Here is a 24,409-nt window from a genome sequence, read left to right as displayed (position 1 = left end):
AAGTGCCAGCTCATGCCCAAGATTCACACGGGATACCGGTCCAGGGACCGGTTCGCGTCTAGGTTGATAGGGGCTACCCACATATACTGTCCTAGTTATTAGCAACCTAACCCACTACATGGCTGGAAGGGAGGTGTGGGTAGATGCCGATCATGGACAGGCTGGCGAAGCTCGACTCGTCGCTGCAGCGCGGGCTGGACAACTCAATGGCGGCGCTGTTTGGCGGCAAGGTCGTCCCGGCCGAGATTGAGGAGTTGGTCAAGCAGGAAACGCAGGACAGCCTCGTGCTCTCCGACCGCGACGAGCTCATTGCGCCGAACGTCTTCGCCGTGGGGGTCTCGAGCAAGGATTTAGAGAACCTCTCCCAGGATGCGGCTCTGCCCGCGCTCCTCGCCGACCAGCTCACGCGCTTCGTGCGCAACCAGGGCTGGCTCCTTGAGGGGCCGGCGGTCGTGCGCATCGCCGAGGAATCGGGGCTGCGCACGGGCCAGCTGCGGGTGTCGTCGTATATCGATCAGCGCCCGGATGTGGCGAGCGGGTACGACGCCATCTATTCGGAGCCCGCGGCCGCGAAGCGCACACGAGATCAGGAGGATGCATTGTCCGAGTCCCATTCCACCAACGCGGCCGCGAGCGGCGAGCCGACCGTGAGCCTCCTGCTGCAGGACGGTTCCTCGCGCACCTACCTGGTGCAGCAGGGCTCCAACATCTTGGGACGCTCTAACGACGCCGACTTCCGCCTGCCGGATACTGGCGTGTCCCGCCAGCACGCAGAGATCACGTGGGACGGGCAGGTAGCGGTATTGGTGGACTTGAACTCCACCAACGGCACGACCGTAAACGACGAGCCGATTGACAACTGGATGCTTGCGGACGGCGACGTGATCACCGTCGGACACTCCCACATCGAGGTACGCATCGTCGAGCCGCGCGCGCAGCGCCCGGAGCCGACCTTTGGCCTCAACCCGGACGAGGTGGCCAACCCCAGCACCGAGCTGTTCCGGGGGCCAACCCCGGACGAGATTTAAGGAGCACCCATGGATTCCGCCATCATCCTCGGCGCGCGGTTCGGCCTACTGATCCTCCTGTGGCTCTTTATCGGCTTTGTGCTGTGGGTCGTGCGCAAAGACGTGGTGGCGGCTTCCGGAGCGCGCAGGCAGTCGGCTCCCTCCACGCCGATCAGGCGGGAGAAGGCCCGCGAGCTCGTCGTCGTTGACGGCCCGCTCAAAGGCTCCCACATGGAGATTGCCAGCATTGAAGACTTAACTCTGGGGCGTGCCAACACGTGTGATTTCGTGCTGGGGGACGACTACGCCTCGAGCACCCACGCGCGCCTGTTTCGCCGTGGCAGCGAGTGGTTCATCGAGGACCTCGATTCGCGCAACGGCACGTTCGTCCAGGGCGTGCGCATCGATCAACCGGAGCGCGTCAGCGTGGGCACTGACATGAAAATGGGGCGCACGACAGTGAGGTTAAAGCCATGACACTCAAGCTCAACTTCGTTGCCGCCTCCGACCGCGGCCTCGTCCGGGGCAACAACGAAGACTCCGCCTACGCGGGCCCGTACCTGCTCGTGCTTGCCGACGGCATGGGTGGACACGCCGCCGGCGAGGTGGCATCCCAGCTCATGGTCGAGCACATGGAACACCTCGACCGCGACCCGGGTGAGGCCGACATGCTCGCCCTGCTCGGCGCCGCCGCCGACGACGCGAACGCCGCGATCGAGGCCTCCGTGGCCGAACACCCCGAGCAGGAGGGCATGGGCACCACGCTCACCTCGCTGATGTTCAACGGCGCCCAGCTCGGGCTCATCCACGTGGGGGATTCCCGCGGCTACCGGCTACGCGACGGCGAGCTCGCCCAGATCACCGAGGACGATACGTACGTCCAATCGCTGGTCAACGAGGGCAAGCTCGACGCGAGCGAGGTCTCCTCCCACCCGCAGAAGTCGCTCATCCTCAAGGCGTATACCGGCCGCCCCGTCGAACCCCACCTCGAGCTGCTCGAGGCGCGCCCGGGGGACCGCTACCTGCTCTGCTCCGACGGGCTCTCCGACCCGGTCACCCCGGAGACCATCGCTGGCGCGCTCAAGGAGGGCACGATCGAGATCGCCGCGCAGCGCCTCATCGAGCTCGCCCTGCGTTCCGGCGGGCCGGACAATATTACCGTGGTGATTGGGGAGGTCGTTGACAAGCGTGCCCCCAGCAGCCCTGAGGCGCCGCAAGCCCCCATCGTCGCTGGGGCACTCGCCCCGGGTGTCGAGGCCACCCACCCCAGCTCGGCGGCGAGCCGCGCGGCCGCGCTCATGCGCCCGGCAGAAGCCCCGCGCGAGGGCGACCCCGCCGCCAGCGAGGATCCCGCTGACGCCGCAGACGAGGAGGACCACCCACGCCGCACCATCTGGCCCTGGGTCATCGGCGCGCTCAGCCTCGCCCTCATAGCGCTCCTCGGCGTGGGCTACCTCCAAGCCCGCAATAACGACACGTTCTTCCTGCGGGCCAACGAGCAAGGCCACATCCTCATCGAGCAGGGCTCCGAGAGCACGCTCTTCGGCGCGCGCTCGCACAGGCCGATCCAGCTCGCGTGCATCAACAACCGCAATGAGCTCCAGATCGCCCCGCTGGATGATACTCCGGCGGACTGCCACATCTTCGAGCTTGCAGACCTTCCCGAATCACAACGCGGGGCCATCGCGGAGCCCGCCCCGGGCAGCTACGACGACGTTGTCGCCCAGCTCAACCGGCTCGCGGGCGAGGCGCTACCCGCCTGCGTCGAGGGGAAACCCGAGGCGGAGAAGACCGAACAACACGCCGATTGCAGGACGGTGAAGTAGCATGACCAGGATTTTCTCCCGCACCAAAGAGTTCGGCCTGCTCGTCTGCTCCGCCCTGCTCCTGCTGCTCATGCTCTTCGGCCTCGAGCTCTCCCAAGGCCGGGCCATGTCGACGGAGATGCTCTGGCTCGTCGGCGGGTTCATCGGCGTCTACGCGCTCGCCCACCTCGCGATCTGCCTCGCCGCCCCCCACGCCGACCAGGTGCTTTTGCCGACCGTGGCCACCCTCAACGCCATCGGCCTCGTCATGATCTACCGCCTTGACCTCGCGGAGCGCGCAGGCTACGGCCCCCTCGCTGAGCGGCAGGTCATGTGGTCATTCGCCGGCGTGGTGCTGCTGGTGATGACCCTGCTGGCCGTCCGCGACCACAAGTCGCTGACCCGCTACTCCTTCATCCTCGGGCTTGTAGGCCTAGTGTTCTTGGCGCTGCCTCTGGTCTGGCCGCAGCCGCCGGACTTCGCCGATGCGCGCATCTGGATCTGGATCGGGCCGTTTTCCATCCAGCCGGGTGAGTTTTCCAAGATCCTGCTGCTCATCTTCTTCGCGCAGCTGCTCGCCCAGAAGCGGTCGCTCTTCACCGTCGCCGGGAAGCGTTTCGCCGGGTTGACGTTCCCGCGTCTGCGCGACCTCGCCCCGATCTTGGTGGTGTGGGCCATCGCCATTGTCATCATGGCGATCTCCAACGACTTCGGCCCGGCGCTGCTGCTCTTTGCCACGGTGCTGGCCATGGTCTACTACGCCACCGGCCGGTTGAGCTGGCTCGTCATCGGCCTTGGCCTCGTCGCCGTCGGCGGGTACGCCGTCTACCAGGTCTCCGGCAAGATCCAGGAGCGCGTGACCAACTTCCTCGACCCCCTGGCCAACTACGACACCACGGGCTTCCAGCCCTCCCAAGCCCTCTTCGGGCTGAGCTGGGGCGGGGTCACTGGCACCGGGCTCGGCTACGGCCACCCGGACATGGTGCCCGTCGCCCACTCTGACTACATCCTCGCCGCAATCGGCGAGGAGCTGGGGCTCGCCGGGCTAGCGGCCGTATTGTGCCTCTTCTTGATCTTTGTCAACCGGGGGTTCCGGGCCGCCATGCAGGTGCGCGACACCTACGGCAAGCTTCTCGCCGCGGGCCTGTCAACGACGTTGATTATCCAGATCTTCGTCGTCGCCGGCGGGGTCTCCGCGATGGTCCCCATGACCGGTTTGACCACGCCTTTCATGTCCGCCGGCGGGTCGGCGATCATGGCCAACTACGTCCTGCTCGGCCTTTTGTTGCGCATCTCCAACAGCGCCAACCGCCCCACCGAGCGGGCAGCTGAGGCAGAAGCGCCCGCCGCCGGGCAGGGCGCCGTGGAGGTGGCGCGATGAACAAGTCCATCCGGCTCGGCGCCGTGCTCTCCCTCCTGCTTACCGTCGCGCTGCTGGTCAACCTCACCGTCGTGCAGGGTTTAAGCGAAGAGAAATACGCTCAAGATGCCCGCAACGCGCGCACCTTCATTGAGCTCAAGCAGGTCAACCGCGGCCAGATCAACGCCGGCGGCCAGGTGTTGGCGGACTCGGAGAAGGGCGCCGACGAGCTCTACCAGCGTCTCTACCCCACCATGCCGTACTCCTTCGGCCCCGTGCTCGGCTACGTCTCCGACCAATTCGGCGTCGGCGGGCTCGAGGCCGGCTACAACGCCGACCTCAACGGCGACGGGGCTGTGACCGGCAGCCGCTTCCTGCGCACCGGCCTGGAGCAGGACAAGGCGGGCAACTCGATCGAGCTCACCTTGGACCCGCAGATGCAGGCCCTGGCCTACGAGCAGCTCTCCAACCCTGGGTACCGCGGTGCCGTCGTGGCCATCCGGCCGTCGACCGGGGCGGTGCTCGCCATGGCGTCGGCGCCGTCGTACGATCCGAACCTCTTGGTCAATCCGGAGACCGCCCCGGATGCCTGGGCCGCGCTCAACAGCGACCCCGCCGCCCCCATGCTCAACCACGCCACGGCCGAGCAGCTGCCTCCGGGATCCATCTTCAAGATCGTCACCACCGCCGCCGGCCTGCGCTCCGGCTACTCGCCCGACTCCACGCTCACAGGCGAGGCGCGCATCACTCTGCCCGGCACCAACACGGACGTGCCCAACTACGGCGGGCAGGCCTGCGGCGGTTCCACGTCGACGACGCTGCGCACCGCGTTCGCGCTGTCGTGCAACACCGCGTTCGTGCAAATGGGGCTCGACATCGGCCCGGACGCTCTGCGCGAGGCGGCGCAGCGCTTCGGCATCGGCGAGGACTACGACCTCGGCGTGCCCACGGCCTCCGGCTCCCTCGGGGAGCTGCCCGGGCCGGCGGAGCTCGGCCAATCCGCCATCGGCCAGCGCGACGTCACCATGACGGCGCTGCAGGCGGCGGTCATGGCAGCCAGCGTGGCCAACGGCGGCAAGCGCATGGCGCCCTACGTGGTCGACAGGGTGTTAGCGCCGGACCTCAAGCCGGTGCGGCAGGCCAAGCCCCGCGAGCTCGCCGAGGCGCTCACGCCCGAGGAAGCGGAGACGATCACCCAGCTGATGTACGGCTCGGAGCGCTCCACCTTCGGCTACGACGGCAACGGCTTCGCCTCCAAGACCGGCACCGCGGAGCATGGCGAGGGCGCGGCGCCGCACGTGTGGTACGTCGCCTTCGACCCGAATAACGACGTCGCCGTGGCCGTCGTGGTCAAGGACGGAGGCAACCTCGGCGTCAACGCGACCGGCGGGCAGGTTGCCAGCTCGATCGGCCGGGCGGTGCTGCGTGCCACCCCGGCGAGCGGAGGGACAGGGACACAGTCATGAACGCTATGAATACCGATAATCGCGAAGACCTCCAGCGCCTCATCGGACCCGACTACACGCTGCAGTGGGTCATCGGCCACGGCGGGATGTCCACGGTCTGGCTTGCAGACGACACAGGTGGGGACCGCGAGGTGGCCATCAAGGTGCTGCGACCGGAGTTTTCCAACAACGAGGAGTTCCTCACCCGCTTCCGCAACGAGGCGCACGCGGCCGAGGGCATCTCCTCGCCCAACGTCGTGGCCACCTACGACTACCGCGAGGTAGACACCCCGGCCGGTTATACGATGTGTTTCATCGTCATGGAGTACATCAGGGGCGAATCCCTGGCGGACCTCATCGCCCGCGAGCGGCGTCTCGACGAAGCGTTGGCGCTCGACGTGCTGGAGCAGGCCGCCCACGGCCTAGCCGCGATCCACCGGATGGGCCTGGTCCACCGCGACATCAAGCCCGGAAACCTCATGGTGACGCAGAACGGCCAGATTAAGATCACCGACTTCGGCATTGCGAAGGCGGCCGCGGCGGTCCCGCTCACCCGCACCGGCATGGTCGTGGGCACCGCCCAGTACGTCTCCCCCGAGCAGGCCCAGGGCCTCGATGTCAGCGCAGCGTCCGACGTCTACTCGCTCGGTGTGGTCGGCTACGAGATGCTCGCCGGAAAGCGGCCGTTTACCGGGGATTCCTCCGTCTCCGTCGCGCTCGCCCACGTCTCCGCCGAGCCCCCGGCTCTCTCGACCGCCATCTCGGCCCCGGCGCGCGAGCTCATCGGCATCGCGCTGCGCAAGGACCCCGGGGTGCGCTTCGCCGACGGCAACGAGATGCAGCTCGCGGTGGCCCAGGTGCGCGCCGGCCGCCGCCCGCACCAGCCGATGGGTCTCGCCTCGACGAAGCTCGCAGGGGAGCCCTCCCCGACCGAGTCGACGCAGATGTTGGCCTCCGTCGCGCAGCCGACGACCGTGCGGCCCGCACCAGCGGCACGGAATACGGCACAGAATGCAGCGCCGAATCCAGCGCCGCCCGCGGTGGCGAACCGGGCGCCAAGACAGGGCGTCGATGCGCGTGCTGCCAAGAAAGAGTCCGGCGGGTTCGGCCTCGGTGTCGGTATTGCGCTCATCGTGCTCGCGGTGCTGGGCGGGCTGGCCTGGGCGATTTCGAACGGGATCTCCGGGTCCTCGCCCCGCACGTCGACGCCCCCGCCGCCCCCGGCCGTGGTCACGCAAACGGAGACGGTATCCCCGTCGGTCTCTACCGTGACCCAGGCGACGCAGGCCCCGCGCCCGGAGCCGTCGCGGTCTACCGCCGAGCCCTCAGCTCCCGGCACCGTGAGCTTCGTCGAGCCGCCCTCGAGCGCGCCGAGCCCGAGCTCCCGGCCCAACGCGCCCGCCCCCGAAGCGCCGAGCTCGAGCGCCGCGAGCCCGACCCGGCAGCAGCCCGCGCCGGAGACGGCCGCGCCCACCTCGGAGGCCGCGTTGGATCCCTTCAACGATTTCGTGAACCAGCTTGGCGGAGGTGCCTAAGATGACCCTGATTGGTAACCGATACCAGCTCGGAGGGGCGATCGGAACCGGCGGAATGTCGGACGTCTACGCGGCGACCGATACGGTCCTCGGACGCGAGGTCGCCTTGAAGATGCTCAAGACCGACATGGCGCGCGACGAGAACTTCCGCGAGCGCTTTCGCCGGGAGGCGCAAAACTCCGCGAAGCTCAACCATCCCAACATCGTCTCGGTCTACGACACGGGCGACGTCGACGTCGACGGGCTCGCGGTGCCCTACATCGTGATGGAGCGCGTCCACGGCCGCAACCTGCGCGACATCGTGCGCGAGGAAGGCCAGCTGCGCGCGGGTGAGGCTGCGGAGCTCCTCATCCCGGTCACGCGCGCGCTGCAGGCCAGCCACGACGCCGGCATTATCCACCGCGATATCAAGCCGGCGAACATCATGGTGACCAACACCGGCGCGGTGAAGGTGATGGACTTCGGCATCGCCCGGGCGCTCGACGATTCCACCTCGGCGATGACGCAGACCTCCGCCGTCATTGGCACTGCGCAATACCTCTCGCCCGAGCAGGCCCGCGGCAAGCACGCCGATGCGCGCAGCGATATCTACGCGCTCGGCTGCGTCATGTTTGAAGCGGTCACGGGCCGCCCGCCGTTCGAGGGCGAATCACCCTTCGCCGTGGCGTACCAGCACGTGCAGGAGGACCCTGAGCCGCCGAGCTCGCTTATCGACGCCTCCGCCGACGCCTCCGCCGGCGCCCTCACCGAGACCGAGGCCGTCAACGTTGACGCGGTGATCCTCACCGCGATGGCGAAGCACCCGGCTGACCGCTACCAGTCCGCCGCGGAGATGGGCGAGGACTTGGAGCGGCTCGCCCGCGGCGCCGTCACCGCGGCCGCGCGCAGCCACCTGGCCAGCTCCGGCGTCGACCCGGATGCGCGCACCGCCTTTGTCTCCTCCGTCGCCCCCGCCCCGTCTGCAGCCGCGCCCTCGCGCTACGAAGAGCACCGCCGCGCCCACGAGAAGGCCGGCGGTGGATCGTGGATGAAGTGGGTCGCGGCGCTCCTCGCGCTCGTCTTGGTCGGTGCCGGGGCGGTGGTGGCATACAACTATTTCCGCGGCGGTGAGAAGGACAGCGCCCCGGTTGTCGAGGAGATGGTGCTCGTGCCGGAGATGACCGGCAAGCCCCGCGAAGACGCCGTCGCGCAGCTCGAGGGCTTGGGCTTCGTCGTCGCCGTCAACGATGCCCCGAGCCCGGACCGCCCGCGCGGCGAGGTGCTGGGCACGAACCCCGTGGCGGGCTCGCAGCTGCGCCGCGGGACCCTGGTGACGGTGACCGTCTCGTCCGGGCGCGAGATCACCGACGTGCCGGATGTGACCAAGCTGACCCCGCAGCAGGCCGCCGAGGTCCTTGCCCAGGCGAGCTTAGAGCTCAACCCGGAGATTAGGCACGAAAACAGCGACGATGTGCCGGCCGGGGCGGTAATCTCCCAGAACCCGGCGGCAGGCTCCCAGCTGTCGAAGGGCTCCCAGGTCTCCGTCGTCGTCTCGGATGGCCGGGAGATGGTGACGGTTCCCTCGCTCGTGGGCATGAACGTGGAGCAGGCGACCGCGACGCTGTCCTCGCTCAACCTCAAGTCCACCATTACGCAGGTGGATTCGCGCAAGCCGGCGGAGGAGGTCCTCGCCGTCGCCGGGGAGAATACCGAGGTTGAGGTCGGCACCACGGTGGAGCTGCGCGTGTCCAACGGAATGCTTCTTCCCATGATCGAGATCACGCGGCTGAACCCGCGGGACGCGGAGCAGGCGCTGCGCGCCACCGGGTGGAACGGCAAGCTGGTTGCGGGGCCCACCGTGCCCACGGGTGCTCTGGTGGACCAGGGACTCATCGGCCACCAGGAGATCCCCGCAGGGCAGGATATCCGCAAAGACCAGCAGATCGGCTACAACCTGTGGAAGTTCGACGCCGCGCAGCTCAACCCGCTGAGGTGAGGTCCGCGGCGGGTGGTAGAGTCCAACACCAAACGATTGACAACAAGGGGAAGATTGCACAATGCCCAAGGCAAAGGTAACTAACGACGCCGCCGCGCTGCCGAAAACCCCGTCGGGCTCCACGCGCACGCCGGTGAAGATCAACACCGGCGGCACGCCGATGTGGTACAAGGTGATCATGTTCGGCCTGCTCATCTTGGGCTTGGCCTGGCTGATCGTGTTCTACGTCGCGGGCGACCAGATTTCCTTGCTCAAGGAGCTTGGCCCGTGGAACTACCTCATCGGGTTCTCCGCGATGATCGTCGGCCTGCTCATGACAATGGGCTGGCGCTAGCGTTCGGCGCCCTTTTCCACAAAAGTATACTTTTGTCGGTAGAACAACCCCCGTTTCGTTGATTCGTCATCGAAACGGGGGTATCTACGTGCGCCCATGACCTGGCGTTTTCCTCCGCAACGGGTGTGTACTTTCGTTACCTCGCTCGCGGCGAGCTGCGATGGGGAATAGACATTCACTCGTTAATGATCACACCGTTGGTCACCCCGCATCGAGGATCAAGAAAGGTCGCTTCGTGAATATCACCCGATTTGCCCGCCCCGCGGTAGCGCTCACCGCTGCCGTCGCACTCGCCGCCGGCGCGGCCGCCTCGTCGGCCGCCCACGCCCAAACGATCGAGGAGTCCCACCCGGAGACCGCCGCCACCAACGACTCCCTGCCGATCATCCACACCTACCGCGGCTCCGACCACATCAAGGCCAACATCCTCAACCCGCGCCCGGTGTGCAACTCCACCGAGGACTACCGCACGATCGTCTACAAGGTTACGGATAACTTCCTGCCCGTGGGCACGATCTCCACAACCAACCTCTCCGACTCCACGGTTCCTCTGACCCAGGACCTCTCGCGCACGCAGACCATCGAGGCCTCGATCAACGGGTCGAAGACCGAGACCCTCAACATCGGCGGGCAGGCCTCGCGCGACGGGCTACAGGGCTCCATCGGCTACGCCTTGGCCAAGTCCCTCGGCTGGTCCGTCTCCGGCAGCCTGTCGTGGAACGTCGGCCAGAAGATCGGCCCGTACGACGTGCCGGCCGGGCACACCGGTGAGGCCACCTACGGCTTCCGCACCATCACCATGACCGGCACCCAGCAGCGCTGCCGCCCGAACGGCACCTGGGCCAGCCCGACGGCGTGGATCGCCAACATGCCGGTGAAGAACGAGGTCCGGGTGAAGAACTACGCCACCCCGGCCGACTCGTGGGCCCCGAACAAGGGCGCCCAGGTCACCGAGACCCAAGACAACCCGAACCCGTCCTACAACGAGGACGTGCAGAAGCTGCGCAACGGCGAGAACCTTCCCGAGGCCCCGGCGCAGGAGTCCGGTGACGGCGCCATTGCCTTCGACGCAGCCGCGGACCTGAAGACCCTCACCGCGGCGAGCTCCTCCCTGGGCAAGGAAGAGCTCGACCTCAAGCCCTACTTCACCGTCTCGGGCGCAAAGCAGCCCGGTTTCGCCGGCAGCGTGGCGCTGCGTGTGAAGAACGTCGGCTCCAAGCGCTACTGGGCGGAGTTCCCCGCGATGACCTTCCGCGTCGAGGTGAAGACCCAGTCGGGCCCGAAGGGCGTCGACCGCCTCATCACCTCCTACGGCTCCAACGGCACCCACGTCCGCGACCTCGGCTACAACTTTGAGACCAACGCGCGCATCTTCGAGGTGACCCTGTCCAACCCGGTCAACGCCGGCGACGACATGCTACTCGGCGCCTTCAGCTTCGGCGACGGCAACACCTCGGAGGGCCGCCTGGTCAACTACATGACCGTCACGCAGACCGGCCGCCTGCCCGGGGACACCTCCGAGCACAACGATCAGAACGTCGATTCGCGCGTGTCCACGCGCAACGACTTCGGCAATCCCATCGCGGGGCTGTTCTAGCCGCTCCACAGCCTAGGGGGGCACGGTTATCCACAGCCTGTGGGAAAACTTGTGGATTCGCAGTTATCCCCACCTGTGGATAACTCTGTGCACTACCCCGCTTGATCGAACATCGCCGCAGGTGTAATCCCCTCCCCTGCGGCTTTCTCTATGCTTTCGGCAAGCCGTTCTAGGAATTACATCCCTGTTGTTATCCACAGTGTGGAAGAAATTGTGCACAACTTCGGGTGGGGATAACCGGGGGATAACCCGGTGCGATGTCAGCTGGCATCGCGTGGCGACGCCAGCGGCCACGCCAGCACCACCCCCGCCGCCAACCCGCCAAGGTGGCCCCAGATGCTCACGTTCGGGGCGAAGAACGTAAACGCCACGTTGGCCACGACGAGCGCAAGCGGGGCGCGGGGGTCGAGGTGGCGTCGATAAGCAATGGCGACAAGCAACGCTAGCAGGGCAAACAGCGCCCCCGACGCGCCCGCCGTCGGGGCGCCGAAGCTGCCCGCGAGGACCGCGAGGGACGAGGTGAGCGCCCCGGCAAGGTACGCGAGCAGAAACCGCGCGGTGCCCACCCAGCGCTCCACCTCGCCGCCGATGAGCACGAGCATGAGCATGTTGGCGCACAGGTGCGCCAGGTCCAGGTGCAAAAACGCCGCAGAGAGCACGCGCAGCCAGCCCGAGGGGCCCTCGCCCGCCACGAAGGGCCCGTAGAGCACCATGCGGATGCCGAGTGGGGATCCCCACACCGTGTCGGAAGGCGAACCGGCCTGCAGCGCGGCGACGGCGTAGACGACGAGGCAGACCGTAGCTATCGCCGCTGTCGCGGGGGCACGAAAGAAAATCTGTGTCGGGTGCATTAAGAAAACCCCCGGGCACGTGCGGTGCGCGGGGGCGGAGAGGTCGGGAGCCTAGCGCTCGATGTCGATGGACTCGATGACAACGTCGTCGACGGGGCGGTCCATGCGGCCGGTGGCAACGTTGGAGATCTCCAGCACAACCTTCTGCGAGGCCTCGTCGGTCACCTCACCGAAGATGGTGTGGCGGTTGTTGAGGTGCGGGGTCTTGTCCACCGTGATGAAGAACTGCGAACCGTTCGTGCCCGGGCCGGCATTAGCCATGGCCAAGAGGAACGGGCGATCGAACTGCAGCTCCGGGTGGAACTCGTCGGCGAACTGGTAGCCCGGGCCACCGGTACCGGTGCCGGTCGGGTCGCCACCCTGGATCATGAACCCAGGGATGATGCGGTGGAAGATCGCGCCGTCGTAGAACGGGCCCTCGCCCGAGCCGGAGGCGTTGCGGGTGGTGTAGTTCGCCTCGCCGGTGGCCAGGCCGATGAAGTTCTCCACCGTCTTCGGGGCGTGGTTGCCGAACAGCTCGATGACGATGTCGCCATGGTTGGTGTGCAGCGTTGCTTTCGCAGTTGAAATGGTCATGCCCGCCATTGTAGGTACATCGGGGCAGATCTGGTGTCGCCGGCCGGGCGCGCCTACGCCCTATAGAGGATGACCCGACCGTCCTGCGGCGACTTTTCCGCCATAACGTCCCCCGCCGCCTTCAATTCTGTCAGTGCCCTCGCGGTCTGCGAGGAGCTGAGCCCGGTGCGCTCTACAAGCTGCTCCTTGCTCAGCGGCGCTGCGGAGCGCGTCGATAACTTTATCGCGGTTGCTGCTCGGGGGCGTGGGCGCGACGTTTGCGGAGGGCGCCGCCGCTGGCAATGTATATGAGGTTCCTCGTCCGCTCCCGGTGGAGGTTGCGAGTCCGTAGCGAACCAGCTGCTGAAGTTCGTCGCGTGCCTGCGCAGAGTCCATCGGAAACTGGGACCCATAAGAGGTGTTGGTCACGCTCGCTCCCCCGCGCATTGCCACGAGAGCGTGCTTGTGAGCGACGCTGAGCTGCTCCGCACCGGGGAGGGAACCAAGCCATTCCAGGTCGGCACTCGGAAGCAGCGTCGAAGACGACAAGATGGGATTCCATCGCACCGAGCCGGACGGGCGGCACAATGCGTTCACGCGCCTTATGAGAGAGGCCACCCATGAGTTTCGGCGCATCGGTGACCCCGGATACAAAGACGTCTCCGCCCTCTTCAGAAACGCCCAGGACGATGAGCCCGCCCTCCGGCGCCTTCGCGAAGGCGCTCAACGTCTCGTCGAGCGATTCCGGGAGGCCGTGGCCCGCCGCTTTGGCTTCGATGCTCCACAGGTCGCCGCCGCTGGCGAGGAGCGTCTCGACGATCTGAGCAATATTCAGCGCACCCATGGCCATACTGTTACGCATTTGCGTCGCATCTGCGACGGACCTGAGGTGGTGAGCGCGTCACGTCAGGGCAGTTCGCCCAGCACCTCGTTGATGCCGATCTTCTCGCCGGAATCGCGGGTGATCGTTTTATGCGGCTCTTTGAGATGTCACAGTCAACGATCTGGGGCCGGCGTTTGCCCAGGTGGTCACAGTGAAAAATCGCTTCACTGTGACCTCTCACCTCAGCCCTAGAGGCCGGAGACGACCTCGTCGCGCGCGGCAATGAGGTTCTTCAGCGAGGGCTCGACCTCGGCGTAGCCGCGGGTCTTCAGGCCGCAGTCCGGGTTGACCCAGAGGCGGTCGGTGGGCACGTTCTCGAGCGCCGCCTTGATCAGCTCCACCATCTCGTCCTTGGACGGCACGCGCGGGGAGTGGATGTCCCACACACCCGGGCCGATCTCGGAGTGGAAGGTCTCGTCGATATCCTCGAGCAGCTCCATCTTCGAGCGCGCGGCCTCGATCGAGGTCACGTCGGCGTCCAGGCCGGCGACGGCGTCGATGATCTGGCCGAACTCGGAGTAGCACAGGTGGGTGTGGATCTGGGTCTCCGGGGCGGCCTTGAGCGCGACGAGGCGGAAGGCGCGCACGGCCCAGTCGAGGTAGGCGGCGCGCTCGTCGGCACGCAGCGGGAGCAGCTCGCGCAGCGCCGGCTCGTCGATCTGGATCACCTTGATGCCGGCGGCCTCGAGGTCGCGGACTTCGTCGGCAAGCGCAAGCGCGATCTGGTCGGCGGAGACGGCCAGGGGGACGTCGTCACGCTTGAAAGACCACGCGAGGATGGTCACAGGACCGGTGAGCATGCCCTTGACCGGCTTGTCGGAGAGCGACTGGGCGTAGGTGGCCCACTCCACCGTCATCGCCTCCGGGCGGGAGACGTCACCGAAGACGATCGGCGGACGGGTGCAGCGCGAGCCGTAGGACTGGACCCAGCCGTTCTCGGTGGCCACGAAGCCGTCGAGCAGCTCGGCAAAGTACTGCACCATGTCGTTGCGCTCGGGCTCGCCGTGGACGAGGACGTCGAGGCCGATCTCCTCCTGCAGCTCGATGACGCCCTTGATCTCCTTCTTCAGCGCCTCGACGTACTGCTCATCGGTGAGCTCGCCGGCCTTGTGGGCGGCGCGGGCCTTGCGGATCTCCGGGGTCTGGGGGAAGGAACCGATCGTGGTGGTGGGCAGCTGCGGCAGGCCGAGGACCTCGCCCTGGATGCGCTTGCGCTCAGCGAACTCGGGCGCGCGCGTGACCGCGCCAGCCGGCAGCTCCTCGACGCGCTTGACCACGTCGGGGTTGTGGATCGTATCGGACTCGGCGCGGGTGCGCACGGCGCGGTCCGAGCGGGCGAATGCGGTCTTCGCGGCCTCCTCACCGGCAACCAACGCCTGGATCTCCGCGATCTTCTCGTCTGCGAAGGAGAGCCAGTTGGCCACGTCGATGGGCAGGTTCTTCTCCGCATCGAGGGTGTGCGGGACGTGCTGCAGGGAGGTCGAGGTGGACACGGAGACCTCACGCCCGCCGGCGCTCAGGGCCTCAAGCACCTCGGTGCGCTCGCGCAGGTTCGCGGCCCAGACGTTGCGGCCGTCGATGATGCCGGCGACGAGCTGGACGTCCGCCGGGATGGTCTCCGCAACGCGCTGCGGGTAGCCGGGGTCGGAGGCCAGCGTCCACGGGGAGAGGTCGACGTGAAGCGCCTCGGGCTTGAGCTCTGCGAGGACAGGAAGCGCCTTGCGCACCGCGCCGTAGGGGGTGGTGAGGTAGAGGTTCGGGCGCTCGGAGGTGGGCACTGCGAGCAGCTTCGACCATGCCTGCTTGAGGTAGCCGGCCAGCTCCTCGTCGGTGGTGGACAGGTCCGCGACCAGGGCGGGCTCGGAGAGCTGGACCCACTCGACACCGGCTTCCTTGAGGGCCTTGAGAACTACTGCGTAGGCGTCGGTCAGCGAATCGAGCAGCGAGAACTCGACGGGCTTGGACAGCGCGAGCAGCGTGACCGGGCCGACGAGGGCGGGGCGCACGGTGTGGCCGGCCTCGCGGGCCTCCTCCACCAGGGCGACGATGCGCTCCGGGGCCGGGGTGATCTCCTGGCCGGCGGCGACCTCGGGCACGAGGTAGTGGTAATTGGTGTCGAACCACTTCGTCATCTCCAGCGGCACGCGCTCGGCGTTGCCGCGGGCCAGCGCGAACTCCTCGTCGAGGTCAGTGCCGCCGGCGATGAGGCCGACGGTCAGGCCCGTCTCGAGCACCTGGTCGTAGTAGGCGACGTCGGCCGGGATCGCGTAGTCCTCGGTGAGGCCCAAATCGCGCAGGTGGTTGTAGGTGTCCACGCGCAGGGCGTGGGTGGTCGAGCGGAAGGTCTCGGCGCTAATGCGCCCGGCCCAGTAGGACTCCAACGCGCGCTTGAGCTCGCGGTTTGCCCCGATGCGGGGGTAGCCCTCGATGGTGGCTTTAGGGAAATTCATCGTGTAGTTCGTCCTTATTTTCAGTGGTGGTGAGGCTCTTCGATGCCGATCCGGCCCAGCAGGTCCCGGGTGACGGCCAGGTTGTTGTGTGTATAGATGTGCAGGCCGCCGGCCCCCGCATCGAGGATCGTGCGGGTGAGCTCGGCGGTGAGCTCCATACCGATGTCGTATTCCTCCTGTTGCGACCCGGCGGCCGCCAGCCGCCTGGTCACGCACTCCGGCACCGTGATCCCGGACAGCACGCCCATGCGCTCAACCCGGCGCAGGCTGGTCATGGGCATGATGCCCGGGATCAAGGGGATGCGCACCCCGGCCAGGCGGGAGCGCTCGACGAAGTCGAGGTAGTCCTGCGCGGAGAAAAACAGTTGGGTGATGGCGAAGTCGGCACCGAGGCGCTGCTTGGCCAGCAGCACGTCGAGGTCCATGTCCGCGTTTTTGGATTCGGCGTGGCCGGAGGGGTAGCAGGCCACAGAGAGGGCCAGCTTGCCGGCCGCGAGGCGGAACGCCTGCTCGCGCTCGACGTCACGGATGAGCATAATGAGGTCGGTGGCGTGCTGGAGGTGGTCCGCGGGCAGGCCGGTCTGACCCTCGGGGAGGTCTCCGCGCAGGGCGAGGAAGCCGCGCACCCCGGCGTCGATAAGCGCGCGGATCCAGCCCGCGAGCTCCTCGCGCGTGCCCGCCGTGCAGGCGAGGTGCGCGATCGTTTTTAAGTCGGTGGTGCGGCTGATACGCGAGATGAGTGCGGCGGTGCCTTCGAGCCAATCGGAGCGGCGCGAGGAGGTCACCGAGACGTAGTCCGGGTGGTAGGCCAAAAGGCCCTCGATGAGGGTGTCGAGCAGCGCCGTGTCCGCGTCGTGGCGCGGCGGGATGAGCTCGAAGCTCAGCGCGACGGGGGCCCGGCGAGCGGGCGGGTAGCCTGGGTCTTCGTCGAGGCGATCTAGCGGGGCGGAGGCAGAAAGCCGCGTCGAAGGGGATCTCTCGGTCACGAGAAACTCAACCTTTCTTGATGGACACGGGTTGCCTGGCCGGGCTCGGCGCTTACGGATAACGTCGTTGGTGAGAAAATCTATAAACGCGCCCGCCAATAGACAACTCTGTTCACCTGAATTGCTCGGTCTGTGCAGGTCATTCGCAGTAGGGAGCGTGAATATAATTCGGGGGCGGGCCGCGCGGTGAATCGCTAGGCTGGGAAACACACTCGACCTTGCTCACGCTTGCTCACGACACAAAGGAATGACACATGAACCCGATGACCATCCGCCTCGCGCTCAAGGGAGCCGGCTCCGCGGTGAGCTACTTCCGCAACCTGGACAAGGACAAGCAGCGCGAGATCTACGACTCGCTTATCGACGCCTTAAAGAACGACAAGGTTGAAGGCATCAACGACCTCGCGCACATCGACGAGCTCGAAGACCTCTACAGCGCGGCCCGGCGCGAAGCCGGCGCCATTACCCGCAACGCGCACGACCGCCTCGACCGCCGCCGTGCCGCTTTCGCCGCGGCAGCTCCCTCGCGGGCTGAGCGGCGCAAGGCGCTGAAGCAGGAGGCTAAGGACGCGAAGAAGAAGTCGAAGAGCTCCGGCGGCAAGGCTGCCGCAGGCTTTGCCACTCTCGCCGCCCTCGCCGCAGCCGCTGGCGCCGGCTGGGCGGTGTGGGAGTGTGTGATTAAGGAGCGCAAAGAGGCGCCGACGTCTACCCCGGCCAAGCCCTCGGGCGCGACGAAGCCCGGGGAGAGCACGCTTGTCTACTCCAGCCGCACCGAAGACGACAAGTCCGATAAGGCGCAGGTCGCCGGCCCGCTCGGCGAGGAGCCGGCGGTGCGCGATGAGGAGCTGCTGAGCTCGATCGACGAGCAGCTCTCCACGCTGGACACGCTCGATAACGACCAGCGCGGTTCCACCCGCCTCTAGCGCTCCGAGCGCCTCCAGGCGAGCAGGAGGTGCTGGACCAGCCGGCGGCTGACGTCGGGAAAGAGCTCGTTGACCACCTCGCTCTGCGGGCGGGTCACCACAATGAGCTCCGAGGCCAGCTCGAGCGCGCTGATATCGGGATCGACGAGGCCGTGGCTCGCGGCCTTGTCCATGAGCACCTCGACGTCGGCGAAGAACTGGCCACGCTTGTCCATGAGCTCCGGGTCGATCTCCACCCTGCCCTGATCAGCCAGCGTGGCCACAAGCATGCCGATGCCGTAGTCGACGAGCCGCCAGATGAGAGCTTCCCAATGCGCCTCCGGGTCGTCCTCGAAGGTCTCTAGCGCCTCGTTGAGCGTGCCCGCGAGCGTGTCAAAGAGGTTGAGCGCGCAGGCTAGGCGCAGATCGTGCTTGGTGGGAAAGTGCCGGTAGAGGGTGGCGATGCCGACCCCGGCTTCCTGGGCGATGCCTTCGAGGGTGATGCGGGCATCGGGAACGGTGCGGAACTGGCGCGTCGCAGCGTCAATGATGAGTTCTCGCTTGCGCTTCGCATCTGCACGCATTCTCTGCATGCTATCACTTGACATTTTTGGGGCAAGGGAGAACCATTCACGCTTAAGTGATAGCCCTTCCTACGCTTAAGGATTTTGGCATGGACCCCCTCCTCCGCACCCAAGACCTGGTGCTGCGCAAAGGCGACGGCGCCTACTCCTTCGCGGCCGGCGAGGGCCTGACCCTCCTGCTCGCCGGCCGCGAATCGGGCGCCTCGACCCTGAGCATGGCGCTGGCCGGGCGGTATAACCCCGCCGCCGGCCACATCACGCTGCGCCACCCGGCGGGCACCGCGACCAGCACGCGCGAGCGCTTCCGCCACACCGCCCTCGCCGGGGTGAGCCTGATCGACTCCCTCGAGCGCTCGGTCACCGTCCGCGAAATCCTGCGCGAACAGATCGCCTGGCGCCAGCCCTTCTTCCGGCCGATTCCCCGCGACGTGTGCGCCCACGCGCTCGTGGAGCCCTGGCTTGCCCCGCTCGGTCTCGCGGGCCTCGACACCGACGCGCGGGTCGGGGAGGTAGAGACCGCGGTGCGCCTGCGGCTGCGCGTCCTGCTTGCTCTCGTCTCCCGGCCCAGGGCGGGAATGCTCGTCGTCGACGACCCGGACCAGCTGCGCGACATCGGGCTGCGCAACGCGTTTCTCGACGACCTCACCAACCTTGCCCAACACCTGCCCGTCGTTGTTACCAGCGTCAACCCCGACGTCGGTGGGCACGCCGCCCACGTAGTCGACCTTCGCGAAGGAGCCAGCCGATGATCTCCGGATTGCACCTAGGCAGCAACTTCCGCCGCTTCGGCCGCGGCACCCTGCCCCCGCTGGCCCTCGCGGTGATCATGGCGCTGCCGCTGATCTTCGGCGGGCTGTTCGTCTGGTCGTACTACGACCCGATTGGCAACCTGGGCCGGATGCCCGTCGCGCTCGTGAACTCCGATACCGGCGATGCCGGCGGCAAGGTGGTCGACGAGCTCGCCGACCGCCAACCGCTCGACTTCCACCTCGTGAGCGCCGAGGAGGCCCGGCGCGGCATCGCCGATGGAACGTACTACCTCGGCGTGGAAATCCCGACCGACTTCACCGAGGCCGTGACCTCGGTCGACTCGCCCGAGCCGCACCAGGCGAAGATCAACGTCACGCTTAGCGAGGCCAACGGCTTCATCCCCACCCTGCTGGGCAACCAGGCCACGACGATCATGACCTCGGTGATCGCCGATTCGGTCAGCCGCGAGGTAGTCAACCAGCTCTTCGTGGGCATCAACACGCTTGGCGACGGCCTCGACCAAGCCGCCGACGGCGCGCGCCAGGTCCACGACGGTGCAATCCAGGCTTCCGACGGTGGCGGCCAGCTTAAGGAGGGCACCGGCACACTCTCGAACGGCGCGCACGAGCTCGAAAGCGGCCTGGGCACGCTTACCGAGGGGACGGTCAAGCTCGATGAGGGCGTAAGCGCGCTTAAGGACGGCGCGGGCAAGCTCGACGGCGGCATCGCGGAGGCCTCCCAAGGCGCGGACGCGCTCGCCGATGGCATGGTCGAACTTCAAGGCGGCACGACCATGCTTGGCGACGGCGCCGCCCGCGTCGCCGGCGGGGTCGACCGCATCACCGCCGTCGCGCCCCAGCTCGAGACCGCCCAATCGATCTACGCCGACATCACCGCCTCCGTCGACCGCGTCGTCGCCGACCTCGACGCCGCCGGGCTCACCGCGCTCGCCGACCAAGCGCGCGGGGTGCAGTCCCAGCTCCACAGCGGAGAGCTCGCCGCGGCACTCACTCCCGATACCCTCCAGCAGATCTACGCGCTGAAGGCCGGGGCCCACGAGATCGCCCACCAGCTCGGGGACGCAGACGCGCAGTACCGCGCGGGCGTGGACAAGGCCGCCGCCGGCGCGAAGGCCCTCTCCCAGGGCCTGTCACTGCTCAAGGACGGCTCGGGCACGCTCGTGGCCGGGGTGGCCACGCTCAAGGACGGCTCCTCCCAGCTCGTCGTGGGGGCGCGAACGGCCGCCGATGGGTCGTCGAAACTCGCGGCCGGCTCGGACCAGCTCGTCGTCGGCGCGAGCGCGCTCGCCGATGGCCTCGTCCAGCTCGACTCCGGCTCCGGCGAGCTCTCCATGCGGCTTAGCGACGGCGCCTCCCAAGCCCCGCGCTGGCAGGGCGAGCGCCTCGATGCCGCCGCGGGCGCGGCCGCCACCCCCGTCGCCCCGGAGCGCGCCGGGGACGACGTGACCTTCTTCGGCAAAGGTCTCTCCCCCTTCTTCCTCTCCCTGGCGCTATGGTTCGGCGGGCTCGCTCTGTTCATGGTGTTTAACCCGATGCCGCGGCGGGCCATCGACTCGGGCACGAACCCGTTCAGGGCGCTGCTCTCCACCCTCCTGCCTGCCTTCGTCGTCGGGTTCGGGCAGGCGCTACTGCTGTGGCTCGTGCAGGTTTTCGCTATCGGCGTCGAGCCTGCGCACCCGGGACTCATGCTCGCCTCCCTCGTGCTCACATCGTGGGCGTTTATCTCCGCCATCACCGCAATCAACATCGTCTTCGGCCCCGCCCCGGGCAGGCTCATCACCATGGCTTTGATGTCGCTGCAGCTCGTCGCCTCCAACGGCCTCTACCCCACCGAGGTCCAGCCGCGCCTCATCCAGTGGATCCACCAGGTTGACCCGATGCGCTTTAGCGTTGATCTGCTGCGCCAATGCCTCTTCGGCGGGCAGCCCGGCGACCCCCGCGCCGGCATCGGCGTCGCGGTGCTCGTCCTTCTCGCACTCGTCTCGTGGGCGGTGGCCTCGGCCGGGCTGTGGAGGCACCGCATCATCATGGCCAAGGACATCCACCCCGAGCTGGCGATATAGGGCGTCTACTCCTGCGCCTGGGACCTCGCCACGGCGTCGTGTAAGGACATCCCCGGATTGTCCTCCCTCAGCCGCCGCACCACATCGGCAGAGGGAGCCGGCTTGCCGCGGTCGAGGTCGTCGGCCTTGGGGGCCTTGTGCGATTCTTTGAGCCCCCACACGCCAATGAACGCCGCCAGCGCGGCGAGCGGGAATTGCCCTGTGAACAGCAAGACGGCCGCGAGGGCAAGAAGGACGTAGGAGCTAGCCCGAGAGATCTGGTTCATGGTTGTTTTCTCCTTTCTAACCACTTATTGAAAACACTCGTTCCGGACAGCGGTGACTCCTGAAAGCTCTCCCGCCAATGCACCAAGCGCACCCCCCAAGGCCATCATTTTCTCGTAGCTGAAGCTCGCGCCCCACATGAGCCGCACCGCCTCTCCCACGCCTCCAAGGGCGCTGATGTACTTCTTGATCTTCAGGAGCTTTGCTGCACCTACCAAATTCCCAGCTGTTACTCCCAAGATAGCCTGAGTGCAGCCCCACACGCTTGCGTAGGTCGAGATCCCCCCATTCATCCATTGTGAGCCAGGCGCTGGGGGATTCATTCGTACCCACTCCTCAGTTGCCCTGTCTCCATTTTCAAGAACTTCGTCCGGAATTGAAGCAATATAGGAGAGCCCAAATTCAAATTCACGAGCTCGTTCTGCCAGATCAGGGTTTGCGAAGCTGGTGTTCAGGTGAGCTGATTCCGGTGTCGCAGCGTACGCGGGAGTTGCGTTGAAAGCTGTGACCATGGGCAGCGTTAGCGCAAATGCGACTGCACCCGCAGTGACCCGGGTAGATAAAAAAACACGATGACCTCAATTTTCCTGCCCGCAAGCCAGATGTTCCGAAATATGCACCTGTCGTTAACTTACGCGCAATTGAGACCATAACTGAAGAATCCTCGTCGGTCTATCCCCCTAGGCGAATAGTCTACTTTCGTCCCCACCCGTTCCACCCCCGGTTTTGCGCAAGATCGGGTCGGGGCGCCGCGTGGCGTCGCTACGATGAGGCGCATGAAGAAGACCCTTATTTCAACCTGCGCCGCCGCCTGCATCGCCGCACTCGCCGGGTGCGCACAGAGCGAGCCCGCGCCCGCAGAACCGGACCACAGCGCGCACGCTGAGCATTCCGAGCATTCCGAGCATTCCGAGCACTCTGGGCACTCTGGGCACTCTGGGCACAACCACCCCGCGGACGGCGGCCCGGTACCCGCCGGCATGGCTGAGGCTGCGGACCCGACCTACCCCGTCGGCACCAAGGTGACTCTCGCGGCCGACCACATGCCAGGAATGGAGGGCGCGCCCGCGACCATCGTCGGCGCCTACGACACCACCGCCTACGCCGTGAGCTACATGCCTACCGACGGCTCGGAGCCCGTGGCGAACCACAAATGGGTCGTGCAGGAGGAGATCAAGGGTGCAGGCAAAGAAACGCTCGCCGCGGGCACCGAGGTCACCCTAGAGGCCGACCACATGCCAGGAATGAAGGGTGCGGCGGCAACGATCGACTCTTCCACCGACGAGACGGTCTACGTCGTCGACGTCGAGGCCGACGGGATGACCATGACCAACCACAAGTGGGTCGTGGAAAGCGAGATTCGGGCGTCGTAAAAGCGCGGCCGCGTGGCCTCGCCGAATCGCGCTAGGCTAGTTGATGTATCACTAACGCAAAGGAAGGATATTCCTCATGTTCAACCGCACCAAGCACGACAAGACCTCCAAGACCAAGCTCGGGCTGAGCTCCGCGGCACTGCGCGTTCCCACCGGCTTGTTCATCCTCAACTCCGGGCTGGGCAAGCTCCAGGCCGATAAGGCAACCGCGGAGGGCCTGCAGGGCATGGCGGCGACCGGGCTGCCGTTTGTCAAGGAGCTCGACGCCGAGACATTTGCCAAGGCCCTCGCCGCGGCCGAGACCGGACTGGGCACTGCGCTGCTGCTGCCGTTCGTGTCCAACCGCCTCGCCGGCCTCGGCCTCACCGCGTTCGGCTCGGGCCTTTTGACCATGTACTTCGGCAACAGCGACAACACCGAAGACGACGGAATCCGCCCGTCCCAGGCCGGCACCCCCCTGGCCAAGGACTCCTGGCTCGCCGCCATCGGCGCCGCGCTCCTCGCGCTGCCGAAGAAGTAGGGGCAGCTAGAGCCCGAACTGGGCAATCACAGCGGGCCCTATAGGTGCAGCGTGAACGACACCCCGCCGAGCAAAGTGACGATCAGCGCAATGACCCCGAGGGCGATACCGATCGCCTGACCCGTATCCAGGCTGCTGCCCGACGCGGGATTGTCGCCGCCCGGTGCCGGGATATGGCCACCGCTCACGATCCCGGTGGGGCGCTCACCCGGAAGGGCCGCACGGTAGATCACTCCGGTGGTCTTGCCGGTCTGGGTGGACGCGGGGGTCTTCACAACGGTCGAGGACCATGCGGCGAAGTAATTATAGCGGCCATAATGACCGAACACGACGCCAGGAACGTCGTAGACCGCGCCGAAACCGTAGGCCCGGTTCTTCGGATTGAGCATGTGGATGAGGTGGCCGTTGTGTTCGTTCCACGCGCCGTTTGCGTCCCTCAGGGCCTGCAGTTCGCCCTTACCCCATTCGTTGATAATGGTGTCTCGCAGGTTCGGCGTACCGACGGCGAGGGACTCCCCGCTCCACTGCACCGTGCCTCGCTTCGCGGTGTTCACATCCGTGCCGTCGGGCCTCTTATGCTCGAACTTTACGGAAGCTTCGACGGCGCGCTGGGTAGCGATCCAGGTCAAGTCCTCGTCAAGTGAGACCGCGTTCTGGTACGCCTCCTTCGTGCGTAGGCCCTGTGAGCGAGCGGCGTCCTGCAGCGTCCCGGAGTACTCGTTGTTGTAAGCCCTAAACGGCGGGTTCTGGTCCCACATGTACCCACGCAGCTCCTTCAGCGCCGCGAGGCCCTCGCGCGCACCCGCAGAGGGATCATAGGTCACGCTCTTGCCCACGAACTGGTTCTGCGCGACGTTGAGCTCAACCCCCGTGGTCGGGTCGGGATCCGCGGAGGCCACGGCGGGCAAGCCGGTGGTAATGAGGGCGGTGGCGGTGAGGGGAACAAGGAAGCGGCGAGTGAATGCCCGCATGTGAATCATCTCCAAAGACGCTGTGCTGAAACTGTACACAGTATAGAACAGCTGTCTAGGAGATGTGAAACGGAAAACCCCCTCACTGGGGTGAGGGGGTGAGAAGTGGAGCATAGGGGAATCGAACCCCTGACCTTCGCATTGCGAACGCGACGCTCTACCAACTGAGCTAATGCCCC

The 24,409-nt window shown here is 66.7% G+C and carries 24 protein-coding genes and 1 tRNA gene; 15 read left to right on the top strand and 10 right to left on the bottom strand.

Features of this window, described 5'->3' with window-relative positions; translation table 11 throughout:
* The first annotated feature begins 143 nt into the window (after positions 1-143).
* The 9 genes from C3E79_RS00235 (at position 144) to C3E79_RS00195 (ending at position 11,058) form a co-directional block, all read left to right on the top strand.
* Positions 144-1,028: a DUF3662 and FHA domain-containing protein gene (locus C3E79_RS00235; protein ID WP_108403106.1), complete on the top strand. Its 885-nt coding sequence runs from the start codon at positions 144-146 to the stop codon at positions 1,026-1,028.
* A 9-nt stretch (positions 1,029-1,037) separates the two neighbouring features.
* Complete coding sequence (locus C3E79_RS00230; protein ID WP_108403105.1) at positions 1,038-1,484, top strand: FHA domain-containing protein FhaB/FipA; 447 nt, start codon at positions 1,038-1,040, stop codon at positions 1,482-1,484.
* The gene (locus C3E79_RS00225; protein ID WP_108403104.1) at positions 1,481-2,833 is read left to right on the top strand and encodes a PP2C family protein-serine/threonine phosphatase; all 1,353 of its coding nucleotides are present in this window, start codon (positions 1,481-1,483) and stop codon (positions 2,831-2,833) included. Before C3E79_RS00230 ends, C3E79_RS00225 begins: the two co-directional genes overlap by 4 nt.
* A gap of 1 nt (position 2,834) precedes the next feature.
* The gene (locus tag C3E79_RS00220; protein ID WP_108403103.1) at positions 2,835-4,193 is read left to right on the top strand and encodes an FtsW/RodA/SpoVE family cell cycle protein; all 1,359 of its coding nucleotides are present in this window, start codon (positions 2,835-2,837) and stop codon (positions 4,191-4,193) included.
* Complete coding sequence (locus C3E79_RS00215) at positions 4,190-5,638, top strand: penicillin-binding transpeptidase domain-containing protein (protein ID WP_108403102.1); 1,449 nt, start codon at positions 4,190-4,192, stop codon at positions 5,636-5,638. Before C3E79_RS00220 ends, C3E79_RS00215 begins: the two co-directional genes overlap by 4 nt.
* Positions 5,639-5,643: 5 nt before the next feature.
* Positions 5,644-7,152, top strand: a complete 1,509-nt coding sequence (locus tag C3E79_RS00210; RefSeq protein ID WP_108403101.1) for a serine/threonine-protein kinase — start codon at positions 5,644-5,646, stop codon at positions 7,150-7,152.
* 1 nt (position 7,153) lies between these two features.
* Entirely contained in the window at positions 7,154-9,127 is a 1,974-nt protein-coding gene (pknB, locus tag C3E79_RS00205) for a Stk1 family PASTA domain-containing Ser/Thr kinase (RefSeq protein WP_179948295.1), read from the top strand.
* A 61-nt stretch (positions 9,128-9,188) separates the two neighbouring features.
* Positions 9,189-9,461: a cell division protein CrgA gene (gene crgA / locus C3E79_RS00200; RefSeq protein WP_108403100.1), complete on the top strand. Its 273-nt coding sequence runs from the start codon at positions 9,189-9,191 to the stop codon at positions 9,459-9,461.
* Between the two features lie 235 nt (positions 9,462-9,696).
* Positions 9,697-11,058, top strand: a complete 1,362-nt coding sequence (locus tag C3E79_RS00195) for a hypothetical protein (protein WP_179948294.1) — start codon at positions 9,697-9,699, stop codon at positions 11,056-11,058.
* 260 nt (positions 11,059-11,318) lie between these two features.
* Here the strand turns inward: C3E79_RS00195 and C3E79_RS00190 are convergent, their stop codons facing one another.
* From C3E79_RS00190 to C3E79_RS11865, 3 genes are read right to left on the bottom strand one after another with little or no spacing between them, the layout of a single operon-like run.
* Entirely contained in the window at positions 11,319-11,909 is a 591-nt protein-coding gene (locus tag C3E79_RS00190) for a rhomboid family intramembrane serine protease (protein ID WP_108403099.1), read from the bottom strand.
* Positions 11,910-11,960: 51 nt separating this feature from the next.
* Entirely contained in the window at positions 11,961-12,494 is a 534-nt protein-coding gene (locus C3E79_RS00185; RefSeq protein WP_108403098.1) for a peptidylprolyl isomerase, read from the bottom strand.
* A gap of 44 nt (positions 12,495-12,538) precedes the next feature.
* A complete protein-coding gene (locus tag C3E79_RS11865) occupies positions 12,539-12,877 on the bottom strand; it encodes a DprA-like winged helix domain-containing protein (RefSeq protein ID WP_108403097.1) in 339 nt (112 codons plus the stop codon).
* Positions 12,878-13,014: 137 nt separating this feature from the next.
* Here C3E79_RS11865 and C3E79_RS11210 point away from each other — a divergent pair, with 137 nt between their 5' ends.
* The gene (locus C3E79_RS11210) at positions 13,015-13,539 is read left to right on the top strand and encodes a hypothetical protein (RefSeq protein WP_146183396.1); all 525 of its coding nucleotides are present in this window, start codon (positions 13,015-13,017) and stop codon (positions 13,537-13,539) included.
* Here C3E79_RS11210 and metE read toward each other — a convergent pair.
* The gene (gene metE, locus C3E79_RS00175) at positions 13,536-15,797 is read right to left on the bottom strand and encodes a 5-methyltetrahydropteroyltriglutamate--homocysteine S-methyltransferase (RefSeq protein ID WP_108403096.1); all 2,262 of its coding nucleotides are present in this window, start codon (positions 15,795-15,797) and stop codon (positions 13,536-13,538) included. The two genes, C3E79_RS11210 and metE, sit on opposite strands and share 4 nt — an antisense overlap.
* Positions 15,798-15,817: 20 nt before the next feature.
* Positions 15,818-16,783 (bottom strand): methylenetetrahydrofolate reductase, encoded by a 966-nt coding sequence (locus C3E79_RS00170; RefSeq protein ID WP_108403095.1) that lies wholly within the window; start codon positions 16,781-16,783, stop codon positions 15,818-15,820.
* A gap of 254 nt (positions 16,784-17,037) precedes the next feature.
* Between C3E79_RS00170 and C3E79_RS00165 the strand changes: the two genes are divergently transcribed.
* Positions 17,038-17,706: a hypothetical protein gene (locus C3E79_RS00165; protein ID WP_108403094.1), complete on the top strand. Its 669-nt coding sequence runs from the start codon at positions 17,038-17,040 to the stop codon at positions 17,704-17,706.
* Here the strand turns inward: C3E79_RS00165 and C3E79_RS00160 are convergent.
* Positions 17,703-18,269, bottom strand: coding sequence for a TetR/AcrR family transcriptional regulator (locus C3E79_RS00160; protein ID WP_108403093.1), 567 nt, complete (start codon positions 18,267-18,269; stop codon positions 17,703-17,705). The two genes, C3E79_RS00165 and C3E79_RS00160, sit on opposite strands and share 4 nt — an antisense overlap.
* 89 nt (positions 18,270-18,358) lie before the next feature.
* Here C3E79_RS00160 and C3E79_RS00155 point away from each other — a divergent pair, with 89 nt between their 5' ends.
* Both C3E79_RS00155 and C3E79_RS00150 read left to right on the top strand, forming a co-directional pair.
* Positions 18,359-19,018: a P-loop NTPase family protein gene (locus C3E79_RS00155; RefSeq protein WP_108403092.1), complete on the top strand. Its 660-nt coding sequence runs from the start codon at positions 18,359-18,361 to the stop codon at positions 19,016-19,018.
* On the top strand, positions 19,015-21,102 hold the full coding sequence (locus C3E79_RS00150; RefSeq protein ID WP_235840655.1) for a YhgE/Pip family protein: 2,088 nt from the start codon (positions 19,015-19,017) through the stop codon (positions 21,100-21,102). Before C3E79_RS00155 ends, C3E79_RS00150 begins: the two co-directional genes overlap by 4 nt.
* A gap of 5 nt (positions 21,103-21,107) precedes the next feature.
* Here C3E79_RS00150 and C3E79_RS00145 read toward each other — a convergent pair whose 3' ends face one another.
* Together C3E79_RS00145 and C3E79_RS11205 are read right to left on the bottom strand one after the other, a co-directional pair.
* Positions 21,108-21,368, bottom strand: coding sequence for a hypothetical protein (locus C3E79_RS00145; RefSeq protein ID WP_108403091.1), 261 nt, complete (start codon positions 21,366-21,368; stop codon positions 21,108-21,110).
* 24 nt (positions 21,369-21,392) lie between these two features.
* The gene (locus tag C3E79_RS11205; RefSeq protein WP_146183397.1) at positions 21,393-21,878 is read right to left on the bottom strand and encodes a hypothetical protein; all 486 of its coding nucleotides are present in this window, start codon (positions 21,876-21,878) and stop codon (positions 21,393-21,395) included.
* Positions 21,879-22,142: 264 nt separating this feature from the next.
* Here C3E79_RS11205 and C3E79_RS00135 point away from each other — a divergent pair, with 264 nt between their 5' ends.
* Both C3E79_RS00135 and C3E79_RS00130 read left to right on the top strand, forming a co-directional pair.
* On the top strand, positions 22,143-22,739 hold the full coding sequence (locus C3E79_RS00135; RefSeq protein WP_108403089.1) for a YdhK family protein: 597 nt from the start codon (positions 22,143-22,145) through the stop codon (positions 22,737-22,739).
* Between the two features lie 76 nt (positions 22,740-22,815).
* A complete protein-coding gene (locus C3E79_RS00130; protein ID WP_108403088.1) occupies positions 22,816-23,259 on the top strand; it encodes a DoxX family protein in 444 nt (147 codons plus the stop codon).
* A gap of 38 nt (positions 23,260-23,297) precedes the next feature.
* Here C3E79_RS00130 and C3E79_RS00125 read toward each other — a convergent pair whose 3' ends face one another.
* Together C3E79_RS00125 and C3E79_RS00120 are read right to left on the bottom strand one after the other, a co-directional pair.
* Positions 23,298-24,230, bottom strand: coding sequence for a CAP domain-containing protein (locus C3E79_RS00125; RefSeq protein ID WP_108403087.1), 933 nt, complete (start codon positions 24,228-24,230; stop codon positions 23,298-23,300).
* A gap of 106 nt (positions 24,231-24,336) precedes the next feature.
* Positions 24,337-24,409, bottom strand: a tRNA-Ala gene (locus tag C3E79_RS00120).

The organism is Corynebacterium liangguodongii (assembly GCF_003070865.1).
Lineage (GTDB): Bacteria > Actinomycetota > Actinomycetes > Mycobacteriales > Mycobacteriaceae > Corynebacterium > Corynebacterium liangguodongii.
This window is presented reverse-complemented; position numbering and strand designations above follow the sequence as displayed.